A 20,332-nucleotide genomic window follows, 5' to 3' on the forward strand; every position below is an offset into this window, starting at 1 on the left:
GGCCACAGGGTTTTGAATCTCTGTACACATTGAAAATAAAGGCCTGCAGAAATCTATCCACAGAAACCATGGGCAGTAAGAATAAGCTTTAAAACAAAGGTTTTATAAATTTCTCTCTTTTTTATTCTTTTAACCGCGAGTTCTCCACAGCTGGTTAAATTTTGTGCAAAGGGTTCTTTAGGAAGGGCGAAGTCCCTATACTTGCCGACCAGGTCCAGAAACCTGATCTCAAACTATTCCTGAATTACCTACTTAAGCAGGCACGAGGTGCGTGGTGGATTTCCCTTCCCGTTTTGAAGTGATCGTCATCGGCGGCGGTCATGCCGGTACCGAGGCAGCACTGGCCTCAGCACGCATGGGTGCAAAAACCCTTCTGCTGACGCACAACGTGGAAACCCTCGGTGCCATGAGTTGCAACCCGGCTATCGGTGGCATCGGCAAAAGCCATCTGGTCAAGGAAATCGACGCCCTCGGCGGCGCGATGGCCATGGCCACCGATCTGGGCGGTATCCAGTTTCGCGTGTTGAACAGCCGCAAAGGCCCGGCCGTACGGGCGACCCGTGCGCAAGCCGACCGGATTTTGTACAAAGCCGCTGTCCGCGAAATTCTGGAAAACCAGCCGAACCTGTGGATATTTCAACAAGCTGCTGACGACCTGATCGTCGAGCAGGAACAAGTACGTGGTGTCGTCACACAAATGGGTCTGCGTTTCTTCGCGGATTCCGTGGTGTTGACCACCGGTACGTTCCTCGGCGGACTTATCCACATCGGGTTGCAGAATTTTTCCGGCGGTCGTGCCGGTGACCCACCGTCGATCGCCCTGGCGCATCGTCTGCGTGAACTGCCGTTGCGTGTCGGTCGCCTGAAAACCGGTACGCCACCGCGTATCGACGGCAAGTCTGTGGATTTCTCGGTGATGACCGAGCAGCCAGGCGATACGCCGATCCCGGTGATGTCGTTCATGGGCAACAAGGAACAACATCCACGGCAAGTCAGTTGCTGGATTACTCATACCAACGCCCGCACCCACGAAATCATTGCCGCGAACCTCGACCGTTCGCCGATGTATTCCGCTGCTGGTGAAATCGAAGGCATCGGCCCGCGTTATTGCCCGTCGATCGAAGACAAGATCCACCGCTTTGCCGACAAGGAAAGCCATCAGGTGTTCATCGAGCCGGAAGGCCTGACCACCCATGAGCTGTATCCGAACGGGATATCCACAAGCCTGCCGTTCGATGTGCAGTTGCAGATCGTGCAATCGATCCGCGGCATGGAAAACGCGCACATCGTGCGTCCGGGTTATGCGATCGAGTACGACTACTTCGATCCGCGCGACCTGAAGTACAGCCTGGAAACCAAAGTCATCGGCGGTCTGTTCTTCGCTGGTCAGATTAACGGCACCACCGGTTACGAAGAAGCCGGCGCCCAGGGTTTGCTGGCTGGCGCGAACGCTGCACTGCGTGCGAAAGGCAAAGAAGCCTGGTGCCCGCGTCGCGATGAAGCGTACATCGGGGTATTGGTCGACGATCTGATCACCCTCGGTACTCAAGAGCCGTACCGCATGTTCACTTCCCGTGCCGAGTACCGCCTGATCCTGCGTGAGGACAACGCCGACCTGCGTCTGACCGAAAAAGGTCGCGAGCTGGGTCTGGTCGATGACGCGCGCTGGGCGGCGTTCTGCAAGAAACGCGAAAGCATCGAACTCGAAGAGCAGCGCCTGAAAAGCACCTGGGTTCGCCCGGGCACTCCGCAGGGCGATGCGATTGCCGAGAAATTCGGCACGCCGCTGACTCACGAATACAACCTGCTCAATCTCTTGAGCCGTCCGGAAATCGACTACGCTGGTCTGGTCGAAGTGACCGGGCAGGGCGCCGAAGATCCACAGGTCGCCGAACAGGTCGAGATCAAGACCAAATACGCCGGTTACATCGACCGTCAACAGGACGAAATCGCCCGTCTGCGTGCAAGCGAAGACACGAAACTGCCTGTGGATATCGATTACACCAACATTTCCGGTCTCTCCAAGGAGATCCAGAGCAAGCTTGGCGCGACTCGTCCCGAGACGCTTGGCCAGGCTTCGCGGATCCCGGGTGTGACCCCGGCAGCGATTTCGCTGTTGATGATTCATTTGAAAAAACGCGGCGCGGGCCGTCAGTTGGAGCAAAGCGCTTGAGTTCTAAGGTCACTTCGCAACACGCCGAAGAGTTATCCACAGGAGCCCGCGAGCTCGGTGTCAATCTCACTGAAACCCAGCATGAATTGCTGCTGGGTTATCTGGCCCTGTTGATCAAATGGAACCAGGCCTACAACCTGACCGCCGTTCGCGATCCGGACGAAATGGTTTCGCGTCACCTGCTCGATAGCCTCAGCGTGATGTCGTTCATCGAAAACGGCCGATGGCTGGATGTTGGCAGCGGCGGCGGCATGCCGGGGATCCCTTTGGCGATCCTGTATCCGGACTCGCAAGTGACTTGCCTGGACAGCAACGGCAAGAAAACCCGCTTCCTGACCCAGGTCAAACTCGAACTCAAACTGGATAACCTGCAAGTTATCCACAGTCGCGTCGAAGCATTCCAGCCTGCACAGCCGTTCAACGGGATCATTTCCCGGGCGTTCAGCAGCATGGAGAACTTCACCAACTGGACTCGCCACCTCGGCGACGCCGATACGCGCTGGCTGGCAATGAAGGGCGTCCATCCGGCCGATGAGCTGGTAGCATTGCCGGCAGACTTCAAACTCGATAGCGAACACGCCCTGGCCGTACCCGGTTGCCAAGGCCAACGCCATCTGCTGATACTGCGCCGCACGGCATGATTGGGAACACAAGCAAGAATGGCTAAGGTATTCGCGATAGCGAACCAGAAGGGTGGTGTGGGCAAGACCACCACCTGCATCAACCTCGCAGCATCCCTGGTCGCGACCAAGCGCCGGGTGCTGTTGATCGATCTCGATCCACAGGGCAACGCCACCATGGGTAGCGGTGTGGATAAACATGGCCTGGAAAACTCGGTCTACGACCTGCTGATCGGCGAATGCGATCTGGCTCAGGCCATGCACTACTCTGAACACGGCGGTTATCAACTGCTGCCGGCCAACCGCGACCTGACGGCGGCCGAAGTGGTGCTGCTGGAAATGCAGATGAAGGAAAGCCGTCTGCGCAGTGCGCTGGCGCCGATCCGTGAAAACTACGATTACATTCTGATCGACTGCCCGCCGTCGCTGTCGATGCTCACACTGAACGCACTGGTCGCCGCTGACGGGGTCATTATCCCCATGCAGTGCGAGTACTTTGCGCTCGAAGGTCTGAGCGACCTTGTGGATAACATCAAGCGCATCGCTGAACTGCTGAATCCGAACCTGAAAGTTGAAGGTCTGCTGCGGACCATGTACGACCCGCGCCTGAGTCTGATGAACGACGTTTCGGCCCAGCTCAAGGAACACTTCGGCGATCAGCTGTACGACACGGTGATCCCGCGCAATATCCGTCTGGCTGAAGCCCCGAGCTACGGCATGCCGGCGCTGGCCTACGACAAGCAATCGCGTGGCGCGCTGGCTTATCTGGCCCTGGCCGGCGAGATGGTTCGCCGTCAGCGCAAAAATTCACGCATCGCCGCTGCCCAGCCAACTTAAGGAATCCCCATGGCCGTCAAGAAACGAGGTCTCGGACGAGGACTGGATGCGCTGCTGAGCGGTCCGACTGTCAGCTCGCTGGAAGAACAGGCAGCGCAGGCTGACAGCCGTGAGTTGCAGCACCTGCCGTTGGACCTCCTGCAGCGTGGCAAGTACCAGCCGCGCCGGGACATGGATCCGCAGGCGCTGGAAGAGCTGGCGCAGTCGATCAAGGCTCAGGGCGTGATGCAGCCGATCGTGGTTCGCCCGATTGGTGGTGGCCGTTTTGAAATCATCGCTGGCGAGCGCCGCTGGCGCGCCAGTCAGCAGGCCGGCCAGGAAACCATTCCTGCGATGGTCCGCGACGTGCCGGATGAAACCGCGATCGCCATTGCGCTGATCGAGAACATCCAGCGCGAAGATCTGAACCCTATCGAAGAAGCGGTGGCCCTGCAGCGCTTGCAGCAGGAATTCCAGCTCACCCAGCAACAGGTTGCCGAGGCTGTGGGTAAGTCCCGCGTCACCGTGGCCAACCTTTTGCGCCTGATTGCCCTGCCGGAAGTCATCAAGACCATGCTGTCCCACGGCGACCTGGAAATGGGTCATGCCCGTGCATTGCTCGGTCTGCCTGACAATCAGCAGGTGGAAGGGGCGCGACATGTTGTCGCACGCGGCCTCACCGTGCGCCAAACCGAGGCACTGGTTCGTCAGTGGTTGAGTGGCAAACCGGAGCCGGTCGAACCGTCCAAACCCGACCCGGATATAGCTCGTCTCGAGCAGCGTCTGGCCGAGCGCCTAGGCTCTGCGGTGCAGATCCGCCACGGCAAGAAGGGAAAGGGTCAGTTGGTGATCGGTTACAACTCCCTCGACGAGCTTCAAGGTGTGCTCGCACACATCCGCTGAAACAATTGCTCTTGTAGCGCGCAGTCGGAAATCACTACCTGACAGTTGAATAGGGGCAGAACCGCCCCTATACTCTGCGCGCATTTTGTCGGCACAAATTATGCCAAGTTATTGAATTTCGGCAGCCGACCATTGGAGAGCAATAGTGATGGAAACCCGCAAGCCAAACCGCCTGCCGTTCCATCGCCTGGCGGTTTTTCCGGTGTTAATGGCTCAATTTGTCATTTTGCTCATTGCCGCTTTGGCGCTCTGGCAATGGCACGGAGTCGTTGCCGGATACTCGGGACTTTGCGGAGGCCTGATAGCCTTGCTGCCCAATGTTTATTTCGCTCACAAGGCATTTCGGTTTTCCGGCGCCCGAGCAGCCCAGTCCATCGTCCGGTCTTTCTATGCCGGCGAGGCAGGCAAACTGATTTTGACGGCAGTGCTGTTTGCACTGGTGTTCGCAGGTGTGAAGCCACTGGCGCCGATCGCTGTATTCGGCGCCTTCGTGCTGACTCAGTCGGTCAGCTGGTTCGCTCCCCTGCTGATGAGAACAAGACTTTCGAGACCTTAGGGCGTTTGAGGCAACCATGGCAGAAACAACCGCTTCGGGCTATATCCAGCACCACTTGCAGAACCTGACCTTCGGTCAGCTACCCAACGGCGGCTGGGGCTTTGCCCACACCGCAGCAGAAGCCAAGGAAATGGGCTTCTGGGCTTTCCACGTCGATACTCTCGGCTGGTCGGTCGCGCTGGGTCTGATCTTCGTTCTTCTTTTCCGCATGGCGGCCAAGAAGGCGACTTCCGGTCAGCCGGGTGCACTGCAGAACTTCGTTGAAGTCCTGGTCGAATTCGTCGATGGCAGCGTGAAAGACAGCTTCCATGGCCGTAGCCCGGTGATTGCACCGCTGGCACTGACCATCTTCGTCTGGGTGTTCCTGATGAACGCCGTCGACCTGGTACCGGTCGACTGGATTCCTCAGCTGGCCATCCTGATCTCCGGCGACCACCACATCCCGTTCCGCGCCGTGTCGACTACCGACCCGAACGCGACCCTGGGCATGGCGTTCTCGGTTTTCGCACTGATCATTTTCTATAGCATCAAGGTCAAGGGCCTCGGCGGCTTCATCGGCGAGCTGACCCTGCACCCGTTCGGCAGCAAGAACATCTTCGTTCAGGCCCTGCTGATCCCGGTGAACTTCCTGCTGGAATTCGTGACCCTGATCGCCAAACCGATCTCTCTGGCTCTGCGTCTGTTCGGCAACATGTATGCCGGCGAGCTGGTGTTCATCCTGATCGCTGTGATGTTCGGCAGCGGCCTGCTCTGGCTCAGCGGCCTGGGTGTTGTCCTGCAGTGGGCGTGGGCTGTGTTCCACATCCTGATCATCACCCTGCAGGCGTTCATCTTCATGATGCTGACCATCGTCTACCTGTCGATGGCGCACGAAGAAAACCATTAAGACCAGTCTCGACTAGTCTGATGTCCTTCCCGGTCAAACGGGAAGGGGCTCCTCACGGGGCACCATGAAACGATTTGTTTTACCGCTTTAATCTAAAAAACCTAAACCATACGACGTAAAAGTCGGGAGGAAAGATGGAAACTGTAGTTGGTCTAACCGCTATCGCTGTTGCACTGTTGATCGGCCTGGGCGCACTGGGTACCGCAATTGGTTTCGGCCTGCTGGGCGGCAAGTTCCTGGAAGGCGCAGCGCGTCAGCCAGAAATGGTTCCAATGCTGCAAGTTAAAATGTTCATCGTTGCCGGTCTGCTCGACGCCGTAACCATGATCGGTGTTGGTATCGCTCTGTTCTTCACCTTTGCGAACCCGTTCGTTGGTCAAATCGCTGGCTAATCATTCGGATTTTCCGAGTGATTTGGTGTGATGGACAACGTAACTGCGAGGTGTTGGCGTGAACATTAATGCGACCCTGATTGGCCAGTCCGTTGCGTTCCTGATTTTTGTACTGTTCTGCATGAAGTTCGTATGGCCTCCGGTCATCGCGGCTCTGCACGAACGTCAAAAGAAGATCGCTGATGGTCTGGACGCTGCCAGCCGTGCAGCTCGCGACCTGGAGTTGGCCCAAGAGAAAGCGGGTCAGCAACTGCGCGAAGCGAAAGCTCAGGCAGCTGAAATCATCGAGCAAGCCAAGAAACGCGGTAACCAGATTGTCGAAGAGGCCGTTGAAAAGGCCCGTGTCGACGCTGACCGTGTGAAGGTTCAGGCTCAAGCCGAGATCGAACAGGAACTGAACAGTGTCAAAGACAAGCTGCGCGCCCAAGTGGGCTTGCTGGCTGTCGGCGGCGCCGAGAAGATCCTGGGTGCCACAATCGATCAAAACGCGCACGCAGAGCTGGTTAACCAACTGGCTGCTGAAATCTAAGCGAGGGCGATCATGGCAGAACTGACCACGTTGGCCCGACCTTACGCTAAGGCGGCCTTCGAGCACGCTCAGGCCCACCAGCAACTGGCCAATTGGTCAGCCATGCTCGGCCTGGCAGCAGCGGTGTCGCAAGACGACACCATGCAGCGCGTGCTCAAGGCCCCGCGACTGACGAGCGCAGAAAAGGCCGCCACGTTCATTGACGTGTGCGGCGACAAGTTTGATGCCAAGGCACAGAACTTCATCAATGTCGTTGCCGAAAACGACCGTCTCCCGCTTCTGCCGGAGATCGCCGCTCTGTTTGACCTGTACAAGGCCGAGCAAGAGAAATCGGTAGACGTTGAAGTGACCAGTGCTTTTGCATTGAACCAAGAACAGCAAGACAAACTCGCCAAGGTTCTCAGTGCACGACTCAACCGGGAAGTGCGCCTGCAAGTCGAGGAAGACAGCTCCCTTATCGGGGGGGTGGTCATCCGCGCCGGCGACCTGGTTATCGATGGCTCGATTCGCGGCAAAATCGCGAAACTTGCCGAAGCATTGAAATCTTGAGTTTGAAGGGGCAGCAGAGCAATGCAGCAACTCAATCCTTCCGAAATAAGTGAAATTATCAAGGGCCGCATCGAAAAGCTCGATGTGACCTCCCAAGCCCGTAACGAAGGCACTGTCGTCAGCGTATCTGACGGTATCGTGCGGATTCACGGTCTGGCCGACGTCATGTACGGCGAGATGATCGAGTTTCCGGGCGGCGTCTACGGTATGGCCCTCAACCTGGAGCAAGACTCCGTAGGTGCCGTTGTACTGGGCGCATACACGACTCTGGCTGAAGGCATGAGCGCCAAGTGCACCGGCCGCATCCTCGAAGTTCCGGTTGGTAAGGAACTGCTGGGTCGCGTTGTCGACGCACTGGGTAACCCTGTTGACGGCAAAGGTCCACTGGGCAACACCGAGACCGACGCGGTCGAGAAAGTTGCTCCGGGCGTGATCTGGCGTAAGTCGGTAGACCAGCCTGTACAGACTGGCTACAAGGCTGTCGATGCCATGATCCCTGTCGGCCGTGGCCAGCGTGAGCTGATCATCGGTGACCGTCAGATCGGTAAAACCGCTCTGGCGATCGACGCGATCATCAACCAGAAAGACAGCGGCATTTTCTGCGTCTACGTGGCAATCGGTCAGAAGCAATCGACCATCGCCAACGTGGTTCGCAAGCTGGAAGAAAACGGTGCACTGGCTAACACCATCATCGTTGCAGCGAGCGCTTCGGAATCTGCAGCACTGCAATTCCTGGCTCCGTACTCCGGTTGCACCATGGGTGAATTCTTCCGCGACCGCGGTGAAGACGCGCTGATCGTCTATGACGATCTGTCCAAGCAAGCAGTGGCTTACCGCCAGATTTCCCTGCTGCTGCGCCGTCCACCAGGCCGTGAAGCTTACCCAGGCGACGTGTTCTATCTCCACTCCCGTCTGCTGGAGCGTGCATCCCGCGTTTCGGAAGAGTACGTAGAGAAGTTCACCAACGGCGCAGTGACCGGCAAAACCGGTTCCCTGACCGCACTGCCGATCATCGAAACCCAGGCTGGCGACGTTTCCGCGTTCGTTCCGACCAACGTGATTTCCATCACCGACGGTCAGATCTTCCTGGAATCGGCCATGTTCAACTCGGGCATCCGCCCTGCAGTGAACGCCGGTGTTTCGGTATCCCGTGTGGGTGGTGCCGCTCAGACCAAGATCATCAAGAAGCTGTCCGGTGGTATCCGTACCGCTCTGGCTCAGTACCGTGAACTGGCAGCATTCGCCCAGTTCGCTTCTGACCTGGACGAAGCGACCCGCAAGCAACTTGAGCATGGTCAGCGCGTTACCGAGCTGATGAAGCAGAAGCAATACGCACCGATGTCGATCGCTGACATGGCGCTGTCGCTGTATGCCGCTGAGCGTGGGTTCCTGACTGACATTGAAATCGCCAAGATCGGCAGCTTCGAACAAGCGCTGATCGCTTTCTTCAACCGCGATCACGCCGATTTGATGGCCAAGATCAACGTTAAAGGTGACTTCAATGACGAAATCGACGCTGGCCTGAAGGCTGGTATCGAGAAGTTCAAGGCCACCCAAACCTGGTAAGCCGCAGCGGGAGCCGCAAGGCTCCCGCTTGCTAACCTGATAGGTGTTACATGGCAGGCGCAAAAGAGATTCGCAGTAAGATTGCGAGCATCAAAAGCACGCAAAAAATTACCAGCGCCATGGAAAAAGTGGCGGTCAGCAAAATGCGCAAGGCACAAATGCGCATGGCTGCTAGCCGTCCTTATGCGGAGCGTATCCGCCAGGTAATTGGGCATCTGGCCAACGCCAACCCGGAATACCGCCACCCGTTCATGATCGATCGCGAAGTAAAGCGCGTCGGTTATGTCGTGGTGAGCAGTGACCGTGGTCTGTGCGGCGGCTTGAACACCAACCTGTTCAAGGCCCTGGTCAAGGACATGGCGGTAAACCGCGAAAACGGCGTCGAGATCGATCTGTGTGTCGTTGGTAGCAAGGGTGCGGCCTTTTTCCGCAACTTCGGCGGTAACGTCGTTGCAGCTATCAGCCACCTGGGTGAAGAGCCGTCGATCAATGATCTGATCGGCAGCGTCAAGGTGATGCTGGATGCCTACCTGGACGGCCGTATTGACCGCCTGTCCGTGGTATCCAACAAGTTCATCAACACCATGACGCAACAGCCTACCGTGGAGCAGTTGATTCCATTGGTGGCGACCCCGGATCAAGAACTCAAGCACCACTGGGACTACCTCTACGAACCAGACGCCAAAGAGCTGCTTGACGGCTTGATGGTGCGTTACGTGGAGTCGCAGGTGTACCAGGCGGTGGTCGAGAACAACGCGGCTGAGCAGGCTGCGCGGATGATCGCGATGAAGAACGCTACCGACAACGCCGGTGATTTGATCAGCGATTTGCAGCTGATCTACAACAAGGCGCGTCAGGCTGCGATCACCCAAGAGATCTCGGAAATCGTCGGCGGCGCTGCCGCGGTTTAACGGTTCAAATATTCAGAGGATCCAGCTATGAGTAGCGGACGTATCGTTCAAATCATCGGCGCCGTTATCGACGTGGAATTTCCACGCGACAGCGTACCGAGCATCTACGACGCCTTGAAGGTTCAAGGCGCCGAAACCACTCTGGAAGTTCAGCAGCAGCTGGGCGACGGCGTGGTTCGTACCATTGCGATGGGCTCCACCGAAGGCTTGAAGCGCGGTCTGGACGTCAACAACACTGGCGCAGCCATCTCCGTACCGGTCGGTAAAGCGACTCTGGGCCGGATCATGGACGTACTGGGCAACCCGATCGACGAAGCTGGCCCGATCGGCGAAGAAGAGCGCTGGGGTATCCACCGCGCCGCTCCTTCCTTCGCTGAACAAGCCGGTGGCAACGAGCTGCTGGAAACAGGCATCAAGGTTATCGACCTGGTTTGCCCGTTCGCCAAGGGCGGTAAAGTCGGTCTGTTCGGTGGTGCCGGTGTAGGCAAGACCGTAAACATGATGGAACTGATCCGTAACATCGCCATCGAGCACAGCGGTTATTCCGTGTTCGCCGGTGTGGGTGAGCGTACTCGTGAGGGTAACGACTTCTACCACGAGATGAAGGACTCCAACGTTCTCGACAAGGTAGCCCTGGTCTACGGTCAGATGAACGAGCCACCGGGAAACCGTCTGCGCGTAGCGCTGACCGGTCTGACCATGGCCGAGAAGTTCCGTGACGAAGGTAACGACGTTCTGCTGTTCGTCGACAACATCTATCGTTACACCCTGGCCGGTACCGAAGTATCCGCACTGCTGGGCCGTATGCCTTCGGCAGTAGGTTACCAGCCGACCCTGGCTGAAGAGATGGGCGTGCTGCAAGAGCGCATCACTTCGACCAAGCAAGGTTCGATTACTTCGATCCAGGCCGTATACGTACCAGCGGACGACTTGACTGACCCGTCGCCAGCGACCACGTTTGCTCACCTGGACGCCACCGTCGTTCTGTCCCGTGACATCGCTTCCCTGGGTATCTACCCGGCGGTAGACCCACTGGACTCGACTTCGCGTCAGCTGGACCCGAACGTGATCGGCAACGATCACTACGAGACCGCTCGTGGTGTTCAGTACGTGCTGCAGCGTTACAAAGAGCTGAAGGACATCATCGCGATCCTGGGTATGGACGAGCTGTCGGAAGCCGACAAGCAGTTGGTAAACCGTGCTCGTAAGATCCAGCGCTTCTTGTCGCAGCCGTTCTTCGTGGCTGAAGTCTTCACCGGTGCTTCGGGTAAATACGTTTCCCTGAAAGACACCATTGCTGGCTTCAAAGGCATCCTCAACGGTGACTACGACCACCTGCCAGAACAAGCGTTCTACATGGTCGGCGGCATCGAAGAAGCGATCGAGAAAGCCAAGAAACTGTAATCCAGGCGCCCGGCAACGGGCGCTAATTTAGGTTGAGGCAATCAGATGGCTATGACAGTCCATTGCGACATCGTCAGCGCGGAAGGAGAAATCTTTTCCGGCCTGGTCGAGATGGTGATTGCGCACGGTGCTCTGGGTGATCTTGGTATCGCTCTGGGCCACGCGCCGCTGATCACTAATCTGAAGCCAGGTCCGATCCGCCTGATCAAGCAAGGCGGGGAAGCCGAGGTGTTCTACATCTCCGGTGGTTTCCTCGAGGTTCAGCCGAACATGGTCAAGGTGCTTGCCGATACCGTGCAACGTGCCGCCGACCTGGATGAAGCTCAGGCTCAAGCAGCTCTCAAGGCTGCCGAAGCTGCTCTGCACGAGAAGAGCGCAGATTTCGACTACGGAGCTGCGTCCGCACGTCTGGCCGAGGCTGCAGCTCAGCTGCGCACCGTCCAGCAGATCCGCAAGAAGTTTGGCGGTTAATCCGTCAGCCACTTGTTGTGCGATTGATAAAAAAGGGTAGCCTCGGCTACCCTTTTTTCTTTTCAGAATTCCCGAAACCCGGTCGCAGTTGCTGACCACCCAGGATTGGTAGCCAGTCATGTCTCTTGAAATCGTTATCCTCGCGGCCGGTCAAGGCACCCGCATGCGTTCCGCGCTGCCAAAAGTGCTGCACCCGATTGCCGGCGACTCCATGCTCGGCCATGTTATCCACAGTGCCCGCCAACTTGATCCCCAGCGCATTCACGTCGTCATCGGCCATGGTGCCGATGTCGTGCGCGAACGTCTGGCCGCCGATGATCTCAATTTCGTATTGCAGGACAAGCAGCTGGGCACCGGTCATGCGACTGCCCAGGCTGTGCCGTTCATCACGGCCGATACCGTTCTGATTCTCTACGGTGACGTGCCGCTGATCGAAGTCGAGACCCTGCAGCGTCTGCTCAAGCACGTCGTGCCCGGCCAAATGGGATTGCTCACCGTCGAACTGGACGACCCGACCGGCTACGGCCGCATCGTGCGTGACGCCAGCGGCAAGGTCGCCGCGATCGTCGAGCACAAGGACGCCAGCGAAGCGCAACGTGCGATCACCGAGGGCAATACCGGCATTCTCGCCGTGCCTGCCAGCCATCTGGCTGACTGGATGAGTCGTCTGTCGAACAATAACGCCCAGGGTGAGTATTACCTGACTGACGTGATTGAAATGGCGGTCGGTGATGGCCTGGTAGTTGCGACCGAACAACCCCATGATCCGATGGAAGTGCAGGGCGCCAACGATCGCAAGCAACTGTCCGAACTGGAGCGCCACTATCAGTTGCGCGCTGGCCGTCGCTTGATGGCTCAGGGTGTGACTCTGCGCGATCCGGCCCGGTTTGATGTACGTGGCGAAGTGACCGTGGGTCGCGACGTGCTGATCGACATCAACGTAATTCTCGAAGGCAAAGTCGTCATCGAAGACGATGTAGTGATCGGCCCGAACTGCGTGATCAAGGACAGCACCCTGCGCAAAGGCGTGGTGGTCAAGGCCAACAGCCACATCGAAGGTGCGGTGTTGGGTGAAGGCAGCGATGCCGGCCCGTTTGCCCGTCTGCGTCCGGGCACTGTGCTGGAGGCCCGCGCCCATGTGGGTAACTTTGTCGAACTGAAAAACGCGCGCATGGGCGAGGGCGCCAAGGCTGGACACCTGACTTACCTGGGCGACGCCGAGATCGGTGCCCGCACCAACATCGGCGCCGGCACCATCACCTGCAACTACGACGGCGCCAACAAGTGGAAAACCGTGTTGGGTGAGGATGTGTTCATCGGCTCCAACAACTCGCTGGTGGCGCCTGTGGATATCTCCGCCGGTGCAACCACTGCAGCCGGGTCGACCATTACCCAGAATGTGGATAACGCCCAGTTGGCCGTTGGCCGTGCGCGGCAGAAGAACATCGATGGCTGGAAGCGACCGGAGAAGATCAAGAAGAGCTGAGTTATCCACAGTGCTCGAAGTATGAAAGAGACCGCCGCCGGCGGTCTTTTTTATTGGGCACAGCTTGACGATTTGCAGCTGATAGGTTTTGATTGCTTCCGTTATCTTTCGAATCGAAACTTAGTCAGCCATGTCGAAACGCAACACACCTCAGCGTCGTCACAATATTCTGGCTTTGCTCAATGAGCAGGGCGAAGTGAGTGTGGATGAACTGGCCAAGCGCTTCGAAACTTCGGAAGTTACGATTCGCAAGGATCTCGCTGCTCTGGAAAGTCATGGCTTGCTGCTACGTCGCTACGGCGGAGCCATCACCATGCCGCATGAGCTGGTGGCAGACACCAGCCTCAACGTTTCCAAATACAAACAGGCGATCGCCCGCGCTGCCGTCTCACGCATCCGCGAGCATGCCCGCATCATCATCGACAGCGGCAGCACCACTGCCGCCATGATCCCCGAGCTTGGCCAACAGCCGGGACTGGTGGTGATGACCAACTCCCTGCACGTGGCCAACGCCCTGAGCGAACTCGAACACGAGCCTGTGCTGCTGATGACTGGCGGCACCTGGGATCCGCATTCGGAATCCTTTCAGGGCCAGGTCGCCGAGCAGGTACTACGCTCTTACGACTTCGACCAGTTGTTTATCGGTGCCGATGGCATCGACCTGGTGCGTGGTACCACCACATTCAATGAATTGCTCGGCCTGAGCCGGGTGATGGCGGAAGTGGCGCGGGAAGTGATCGTCATGGTCGAGGCCGACAAGATCGGCCGCAAGATTCCCAACCTGGAGCTGCCATGGAGCAGCGTCCATACCCTAATTACCGATGATCGCCTGCCCCTTGAGGCACGCGCTCAGATTCAGGCTCGCGGTATCAACTTGATTTGCGCGACTGTCAGTCAGGAGAAATAAGCATGTGTGGAATTGTCGGCGCGGTAGCTGAACGTAACATCACCGCCATTCTGGTCGAAGGCCTCAAGCGCCTGGAATACCGGGGTTATGACAGTGCCGGTGTGGCGGTGTACACCAATGACGGCACGCTGGAACGCACCCGTCGTGTCGGCAAGGTCAGCGAACTCGACGCGGCTCTCGCCGAACATCCGCTGGTCGGCCGTCTCGGTATTGCCCACACCCGCTGGGCCACGCACGGTGCGCCGAGCGAACGCAATGCCCACCCGCATTTCTCCGGTGACGTTGCCGTCGTGCACAACGGCATCATCGAAAACCATGAGGCGCTGCGTGAACAACTCAAAGCGCTGGGCTACGTGTTCAGTTCCGATACCGACACTGAAGTCATCGCCCACCTGTTGACTGAAAAACTCAAGGCGTTGCCTGACCTGACCGACGCTCTGAAGGCAGCGGTCAAGGAACTGCATGGCGCCTACGGTCTGGCGGTTATCCACGCGCAGCAGCCGGATCGCCTGGTTGCTGCTCGCAGCGGCAGCCCGCTGGTGATCGGTCTGGGCCTGGGCGAAAACTTCCTCGCTTCCGACCAACTGGCCCTGCGCCAGGTCACCGACCGCTTCATGTACCTGGAAGAGGGCGATATCGCCGAAATCCAGCGTGACAAGGTGCAGATCTGGGACGTGACCGGCAAAGCCGTCGAGCGCCAGACCGTCCAGTACACCGATGGCGCCGAAGCCGCCGACAAAGGCGAGTTCCGTCACTACATGCTCAAGGAAATCCACGAGCAGCCATCCGTAGTACAGCGCACCCTGGAAGGTCGATTGAGTTCGGATCAGGTGCTGGTGCAGGCGTTTGGCCCGCAAGCGGCCGAACTGTTCGCCAAAGTGCGCAACGTGCAGATCGTGGCGTGTGGCACCAGCTACCATGCCGGCATGGTTGCCCGTTACTGGCTCGAAGAGCTGGCCGGCATTCCTTGCCAGGTCGAAGTCGCCAGCGAGTTCCGCTACCGCAAGGTGGTGGTGCAGCCGGACACCCTGTTCGTGACCATCTCCCAGTCCGGTGAAACCGCCGACACCCTGGCCGCCCTGCGCAACGCCAAGGAGTTGGGTTTCCTGGGAAGCCTGGCGATCTGCAACGTCGGCATCAGTTCGCTGGTACGCGAATCCGACCTGACTCTGCTGACCCAGGCCGGTCGTGAAATCGGCGTGGCTTCGACCAAAGCTTTCACTACGCAACTGGTCGGTCTGCTGCTACTGACTCTGTCCCTGGGCCAGGTACGCGGCACTCTGGCCGATGGCGTCGAAGCCACGCTGGTCGAAGAACTGCGTCGTCTGCCAACCCGTCTGGGCGAAGCGCTGGCCATGGACAGCACAGTCGAAAAAATCGCAGAGCTGTTCGCCGAGAAGAACCACACGCTGTTCCTGGGCCGTGGCGCGCAATTCCCGGTGGCGATGGAAGGGGCGTTGAAGCTCAAGGAAATCTCGTACATCCACGCCGAAGCCTACCCGGCTGGCGAACTGAAACACGGCCCGCTTGCGCTTGTGGATAACGACATGCCGGTCGTGACCGTGGCTCCGAACAACGAACTGCTGGAGAAGCTCAAGTCCAACCTGCAGGAAGTCCGTGCACGTGGCGGCGAGTTGATCGTATTCGCTGACGAGAAGGCCGGTATGACCAACGGCGAAGGTACCCACGTGGTGCAGATGCCGCACATCCACGACATCCTGTCGCCGATCCTCTACACCATTCCGCTGCAATTGCTGTCGTACTACGTCGCCGTGCTCAAGGGCACTGACGTGGATCAGCCGCGTAACCTGGCGAAGTCGGTGACGGTGGAATAAGTTATCCACAGTTGATCACCTCTTGGCTTTTGAGAATTAAAACGGTCGCATGCGAATTAAAACGGTCTCATGCGGCCGCTGAACCTCTTTGCCATCACACTGTTGTTGAAGCTGGCATACGTGGAGTGCCGCAAAGCGAACCGGCAGTGGGTGAACCGAATCGATATCACTCGTGCGTACCGTTCTGCAGCATACACAGCAAGTGCCGCTGAGGTCGAAGAGCTACAGGCGCTGAGCAATCGCAGAAAGCAGAATCATAAGGACTTGCAATGCCCCGTCGATCTGCCCGATGCGGTTAAGTCAAACGTCGTAGATTTCACCCGTGCAGATCGTAGCGAACGTGTGATTGCGACCGTCTTTCAATCCGCGTTGAGCGAGAAAGAACGCGCAGCAGTCAGAGATATGGATACTTTGGGGATTGACGCGCCCCAGGCAGTCAAATCGCCCCGTCGCACTCCAGTTTTTGAATCTGACTGATGAGGAGAAAGCGAGTGCGTTCCTTGAGTACAATGACAACGTGGCACGTCCCAAGCCGAAACGACCTGCGTGACAAGCTAAGTAAAATGGATCATGGCGCGTCTCGTACGATACGCGGCTTCTCATGATGTCAGCACCGGGGATTCCGCCTCAGTCAAATTACGATTTCACTCCAAATTGGCGAGGATCAAATCTGAAGTCATGCCGGCGACTTCAGCGAAGCTGTGCAGCAGTACCGGTGCGAGGAGACCTCCACTGGCGATACGAGCCACACCGAAAATTACTCCCAAGCATCCCAGGAGAAGAAAAGACGTCCAGTTTTTGTATTGCCCGTGTAGCAACGCGAAAAGTGCTGCCGTAACAATGACGGCGGCCCATTGCCACGACCTGCTCCTGCTTGGGAATAGGCGAATGAGAAAATGCCGATACAACAGCTCCTCACTCAGCGGCGGAAACACCAACAGCATTGCTACGAATAGAACGATTTGCGCTGTCGAGAGCTCCGACAGTAGCTTTTCCATGAATGGTTCTCGGCCGAACCCCAAGGCCACTTCTAGAATGGTCGTCACCACATACCCAAACGCGATCAAAGGGATGCCGATGCGAAGCGTCGATCCTAAATTGTGTCCGATGAGCGCTTTGGGACCACCCGAGTTGTGAAACTGAACGACCGCCAGCAATAGTAAGGCTGCCCCCGTGATTCCATGTGCTCCTACCAGCCATAAGGAATTCCAGTTTTCTTGCCCCACAAACTCAACAGTGGCGGTCTGTAGTTTGTAGAAAAGAAATACGGCCAACACTGCCATGCCCCAGCGAGATAACCATTTGTACGGTTCAAGCCTTGAAGCGTTGCCTACTGGAATGTTCTCGACCTTCATACCGCCTCCTTGAAATTGATGGAATTACATGTAACGGCAGCGAACGGGAAATCCGTATCCCTGGAGAGCATCACATCGAAGTCAGGCCAGGATGACTGGGCGCGTTGACTCCTAGAGACCGTCACAGTTATAGAGGTGCCGGCGCTAGGCAAAGGCGCCGCTCACTTCATGTATAAGGAGGGGAAAGAAGCGCTAGAATGACTATTGTGACATTTTCCTGATTTTCTATCTGTGAATGGCCCTACAGCCCTTGTAGAACGTGGCTTTCTGGTTTTTGTTCGACGATAGGGATTTGGACCTTGTTTACAAGGTTATAAATAGCGCAGTGTGACATTTACCGAGAAGGCGCGGAGTGGCTATGGATGCGGTTTCAAAAATCTTGACCAAAAGCGGCCCAATGTTGAGCAGTGAGCTCGCGAAGATTTTGGAAGTCGAGCACAACTTGACGCCTGCGGCAGCACGCAAGCGTGTTGAGCGCGGCTGCGATGACATGAGAAAGCTTGGGCATTTGGTTTTCCCGCATCGTGCCCGCTTTGTCTACTTGCGCTCCGATTACGGTTCGCCAAGATTTTTCTCGAAGCTGATGGATGCGCTCCAGGAGACGAACAGCACGTATTACCAAGCGCTTCAGGCTTTGAAGATGCGCTCCAACATAATGATGCGTTCACACTTTCTCATAGCCTGTGGTGCGCCAGTCGCTCAGCTGAAACACATTTCCGCGCATACTCTCCTTGAGCGTTTGATTAGTGCAGATCTCGTCAAGGAGGTCACCCTACCGGGTGGTGATGTATGCATCGTGAGGTGCGATCAGGAGATTTCTCTTAAAGACGGATTCACACTCCCCCGACTTAAAGCTCGAAATATTTGTGAGCGCGTGGCGCTCTTAGCAGTTAAAGACTGGGCGCGAAATTTGGGCCTGGTGAGCTACGAGGCCGTCAAAACGCGTGAAGACGATGGTCTTGAGAAGATGCCTCAAGTAGGCACGTTCCAATGGGATATAGCTGGGCCGTCTTATCTGTTCCCAATGCGTTCCTACACTGAAGCCACTGGCGTTAAAGGAGGCTTTTTTGTTTGCGACATTGCCTTGAATGGAAAGGTAACGGCGAAGGAGCTGAGTGCGTTCGTAAAAAAATGTACGACGCTTCGAAGTCTGAAGAAGGTGAACCGCTGTCTTCAGCTTTTTGTAGCCGAAGAGTTTTCAATGGAAGCGTTCGCACTGTTGAAAAGCGAGGGCATCATCCCGGCCACAACAGAAAACCTCTTCGGCCTAGAAGTCGCTAGGGTCCTTAAGAATTTATGCTCGGTGCTCGAGAATACGGCGAGGCTTCTGGATAGCCCTGAGACTCTGGATAAGATTTTCAACGTCCTTTCCCGAATCGAAGGCGCCGCTTCCACGTTACGAGGCAGTCTGTTCGAATTTGCGGTGGCTCTGATTGCCAAGACCAGCTTTCCAGGTGGCGATCCTGAGGTAAATCGCAAGGTCAAAGATAGCCTAGGACGCGAAGCTGAAATTGACGTCTTGATTGCCAGAAGAAATCGAGACGTAGTGTTCATTGAGTGTAAGGGGGTTAACCCCATGGGCAATGTTGACGACGCTGAGGTCGTAAAATGGCTTGATGAGCGGATCCCGGTGATTCGCGAAGTGGCCAAGCGTCACTCAGAGTGGCAAGACCTTACGCAGCGTTTTGAAATTTGGAGCAGCGGTCGATTCACACCCGAGGCGCTGCTGATGATCTCGGAGAGAAACCTTCAAACTCAAAAGTACGAGATCGTTGCCAGGGCCTCAGATCAGGTTTTCGAGCAAGTCTTGGGTAGTAACGATGCAGGGCTGATCCGCACCTTCGAACAGCACTTCATCAACCACCCTTTGAAAGAAATTGAGATGAGCTACGAGCGAGCGGCTAGAAAAAAGGAGCGGGACCAAAAGCGAGCCGCGGTTGAGAACACTTCAATGCCAGCTCCCTCAGCGCCACTCACATCTGTATCCGCTTCCGGGGCGGCGTAGTGCTGCTGGTGTGGTAACGGTTTCTCCTTTTTTACCCAGTGAGACCAATATGGCATTACTGGGTTAATATACAGCTCTCTCATTGCTGTTCGCTCAAGAGGACTGCATGGCTCCTACTCATGGCATCATCGAACTCAGATCGCTTGTCGATCTCCTCTCCCTGTTCAAAATCTGCTCTGACATCACGTTGACCAAGGAGCAGTACAGTCACCCATTACGCCCATATCGCTTGATCCAGCCTGAAGCCAGTTGCCAATACCAAAAAAAAGGTACGCGCTGTTCGAAGATGCACCAGCATGGCTTTGTTGTCGAACTCAAAGATGGCTCTAACGTACTGATAGGTCATTGCTGCGCCCACAATCACTTGGGCCTTCATGACGCTGAGGTCAAAGGCGCGTTAAAACAACTTTCAGCCGCGGAAAAAAGAAACATCCGCCGCCATAAGGTGGAGACGTTACTCCTCCAGCGGGATGCGTTTGTTGAGCGGGTAAGAACGGCAAATATCAGGCATCGCGGGCTACTAGAAAGAATTGACCACCTCATGCAAATCCTTCCCGAGCGTGTGGGTGACATCCTGCAAACTCGGTGGAAAAGCAGCCAGTTGGAAGTGCGATGGGACTATCAAATCATCAAAAAAGGGATTGATGAGAAGGGTAAGTCCTATGAGGAGCGTCACTGGTACCCCCATTCCTTCGGAAATCTCAAAGGAATGGGGGTATGGCTACAGTTGGGTCAACAGCGGTATCAGGAGCGTCTGCTCGATTTTCGCCGCTTACTTGAAACCATTCCCTCAAATACTCGTTTGACCAATGCACAGGTTGAACAGGCAGAGGCTGTTTTCAACCGACTGAATGAGCTCACAGTCATCGAGAGAGATATACAGTCCCAGACGAAGCTGATCGACGAATTCCTTAATCCCGCCAACCTGGAAATGGTTATCCAGTTGACCAGCAATCAAAAAATTCGCG

At 56.7% G+C, this 20,332-nt stretch carries 20 protein-coding genes; 19 read left to right on the forward strand and 1 reads right to left on the reverse strand.

What is annotated here, in order from left to right:
• Positions 1-274 precede the first annotated feature (274 nt).
• From mnmG to K5E37_RS20665, 17 genes are all read left to right on the forward strand, one after another.
• Positions 275-2,173 (forward strand): tRNA uridine-5-carboxymethylaminomethyl(34) synthesis enzyme MnmG, encoded by a 1,899-nt coding sequence (mnmG, locus tag K5E37_RS20585; protein WP_007954140.1) that lies wholly within the window; start codon positions 275-277, stop codon positions 2,171-2,173.
• Positions 2,170-2,814: a 16S rRNA (guanine(527)-N(7))-methyltransferase RsmG gene (rsmG, locus tag K5E37_RS20590; RefSeq protein WP_007911906.1), complete on the forward strand. Its 645-nt coding sequence runs from the start codon at positions 2,170-2,172 to the stop codon at positions 2,812-2,814. The genes mnmG and rsmG overlap by 4 nt, the downstream gene beginning before the upstream one ends.
• 18 nt (positions 2,815-2,832) lie before the next feature.
• Positions 2,833-3,630 (forward strand): ParA family protein, encoded by a 798-nt coding sequence (locus K5E37_RS20595; RefSeq protein WP_007954142.1) that lies wholly within the window; start codon positions 2,833-2,835, stop codon positions 3,628-3,630.
• Positions 3,631-3,639: 9 nt separating this feature from the next.
• Entirely contained in the window at positions 3,640-4,512 is an 873-nt protein-coding gene (locus K5E37_RS20600; RefSeq protein WP_064600630.1) for a ParB/RepB/Spo0J family partition protein, read from the forward strand.
• A gap of 148 nt (positions 4,513-4,660) precedes the next feature.
• On the forward strand, positions 4,661-5,068 hold the full coding sequence (locus K5E37_RS20605) for a F0F1 ATP synthase subunit I (RefSeq protein ID WP_003229783.1): 408 nt from the start codon (positions 4,661-4,663) through the stop codon (positions 5,066-5,068).
• Between the two features lie 16 nt (positions 5,069-5,084).
• A complete protein-coding gene (gene atpB, locus K5E37_RS20610; protein WP_007954148.1) occupies positions 5,085-5,954 on the forward strand; it encodes a F0F1 ATP synthase subunit A in 870 nt (289 codons plus the stop codon).
• A 134-nt stretch (positions 5,955-6,088) separates the two neighbouring features.
• Entirely contained in the window at positions 6,089-6,346 is a 258-nt protein-coding gene (gene atpE / locus K5E37_RS20615; RefSeq protein WP_003097235.1) for a F0F1 ATP synthase subunit C, read from the forward strand.
• A gap of 58 nt (positions 6,347-6,404) precedes the next feature.
• Positions 6,405-6,875 carry a F0F1 ATP synthase subunit B gene (locus tag K5E37_RS20620; protein ID WP_007954149.1) on the forward strand — a complete coding sequence of 157 codons (471 nt, stop codon included), beginning with the start codon at positions 6,405-6,407 and terminating at the stop codon, positions 6,873-6,875.
• A gap of 12 nt (positions 6,876-6,887) precedes the next feature.
• Positions 6,888-7,424, forward strand: coding sequence for a F0F1 ATP synthase subunit delta (locus K5E37_RS20625; RefSeq protein WP_011336717.1), 537 nt, complete (start codon positions 6,888-6,890; stop codon positions 7,422-7,424).
• A 21-nt stretch (positions 7,425-7,445) separates the two neighbouring features.
• Positions 7,446-8,990 (forward strand): F0F1 ATP synthase subunit alpha, encoded by a 1,545-nt coding sequence (atpA, locus tag K5E37_RS20630; protein ID WP_085606310.1) that lies wholly within the window; start codon positions 7,446-7,448, stop codon positions 8,988-8,990.
• A gap of 50 nt (positions 8,991-9,040) precedes the next feature.
• Entirely contained in the window at positions 9,041-9,901 is an 861-nt protein-coding gene (gene atpG, locus K5E37_RS20635) for a F0F1 ATP synthase subunit gamma (RefSeq protein ID WP_007954161.1), read from the forward strand.
• A 27-nt stretch (positions 9,902-9,928) separates the two neighbouring features.
• A complete protein-coding gene (atpD, locus tag K5E37_RS20640; protein ID WP_007954162.1) occupies positions 9,929-11,305 on the forward strand; it encodes a F0F1 ATP synthase subunit beta in 1,377 nt (458 codons plus the stop codon).
• Positions 11,306-11,350: 45 nt separating this feature from the next.
• Positions 11,351-11,776: a F0F1 ATP synthase subunit epsilon gene (locus K5E37_RS20645; protein ID WP_007954164.1), complete on the forward strand. Its 426-nt coding sequence runs from the start codon at positions 11,351-11,353 to the stop codon at positions 11,774-11,776.
• 118 nt (positions 11,777-11,894) lie between these two features.
• Complete coding sequence (glmU, locus tag K5E37_RS20650; protein WP_007954165.1) at positions 11,895-13,262, forward strand: bifunctional UDP-N-acetylglucosamine diphosphorylase/glucosamine-1-phosphate N-acetyltransferase GlmU; 1,368 nt, start codon at positions 11,895-11,897, stop codon at positions 13,260-13,262.
• A gap of 130 nt (positions 13,263-13,392) precedes the next feature.
• Positions 13,393-14,169 (forward strand): DeoR/GlpR family DNA-binding transcription regulator, encoded by a 777-nt coding sequence (locus K5E37_RS20655; protein WP_007954166.1) that lies wholly within the window; start codon positions 13,393-13,395, stop codon positions 14,167-14,169.
• Between the two features lie 2 nt (positions 14,170-14,171).
• Positions 14,172-16,004, forward strand: a complete 1,833-nt coding sequence (gene glmS, locus K5E37_RS20660) for a glutamine--fructose-6-phosphate transaminase (isomerizing) (RefSeq protein WP_221534993.1) — start codon at positions 14,172-14,174, stop codon at positions 16,002-16,004.
• A gap of 69 nt (positions 16,005-16,073) precedes the next feature.
• The gene (locus K5E37_RS20665) at positions 16,074-16,481 is read left to right on the forward strand and encodes a hypothetical protein (protein ID WP_221534994.1); all 408 of its coding nucleotides are present in this window, start codon (positions 16,074-16,076) and stop codon (positions 16,479-16,481) included.
• Positions 16,482-16,648: 167 nt separating this feature from the next.
• Here K5E37_RS20665 and K5E37_RS20670 read toward each other — a convergent pair whose 3' ends face one another.
• The gene (locus K5E37_RS20670; RefSeq protein WP_221534995.1) at positions 16,649-17,359 is read right to left on the reverse strand and encodes a CPBP family intramembrane glutamic endopeptidase; all 711 of its coding nucleotides are present in this window, start codon (positions 17,357-17,359) and stop codon (positions 16,649-16,651) included.
• Positions 17,360-17,717: 358 nt separating this feature from the next.
• Here K5E37_RS20670 and K5E37_RS20675 point away from each other — a divergent pair, with 358 nt between their 5' ends.
• Positions 17,718-19,364, forward strand: coding sequence for a hypothetical protein (locus tag K5E37_RS20675; protein WP_221534996.1), 1,647 nt, complete (start codon positions 17,718-17,720; stop codon positions 19,362-19,364).
• A 106-nt stretch (positions 19,365-19,470) separates the two neighbouring features.
• Positions 19,471-20,332: hypothetical protein (locus K5E37_RS20680; RefSeq protein ID WP_221534997.1), on the forward strand; the 862-nt coding region annotated here is incomplete at its 3' end.

The organism is Pseudomonas sp. RIT778 (assembly GCF_019718735.1).
In the GTDB taxonomy this organism is placed as follows: domain Bacteria; phylum Pseudomonadota; class Gammaproteobacteria; order Pseudomonadales; family Pseudomonadaceae; genus Aquipseudomonas; species Aquipseudomonas aphyarum.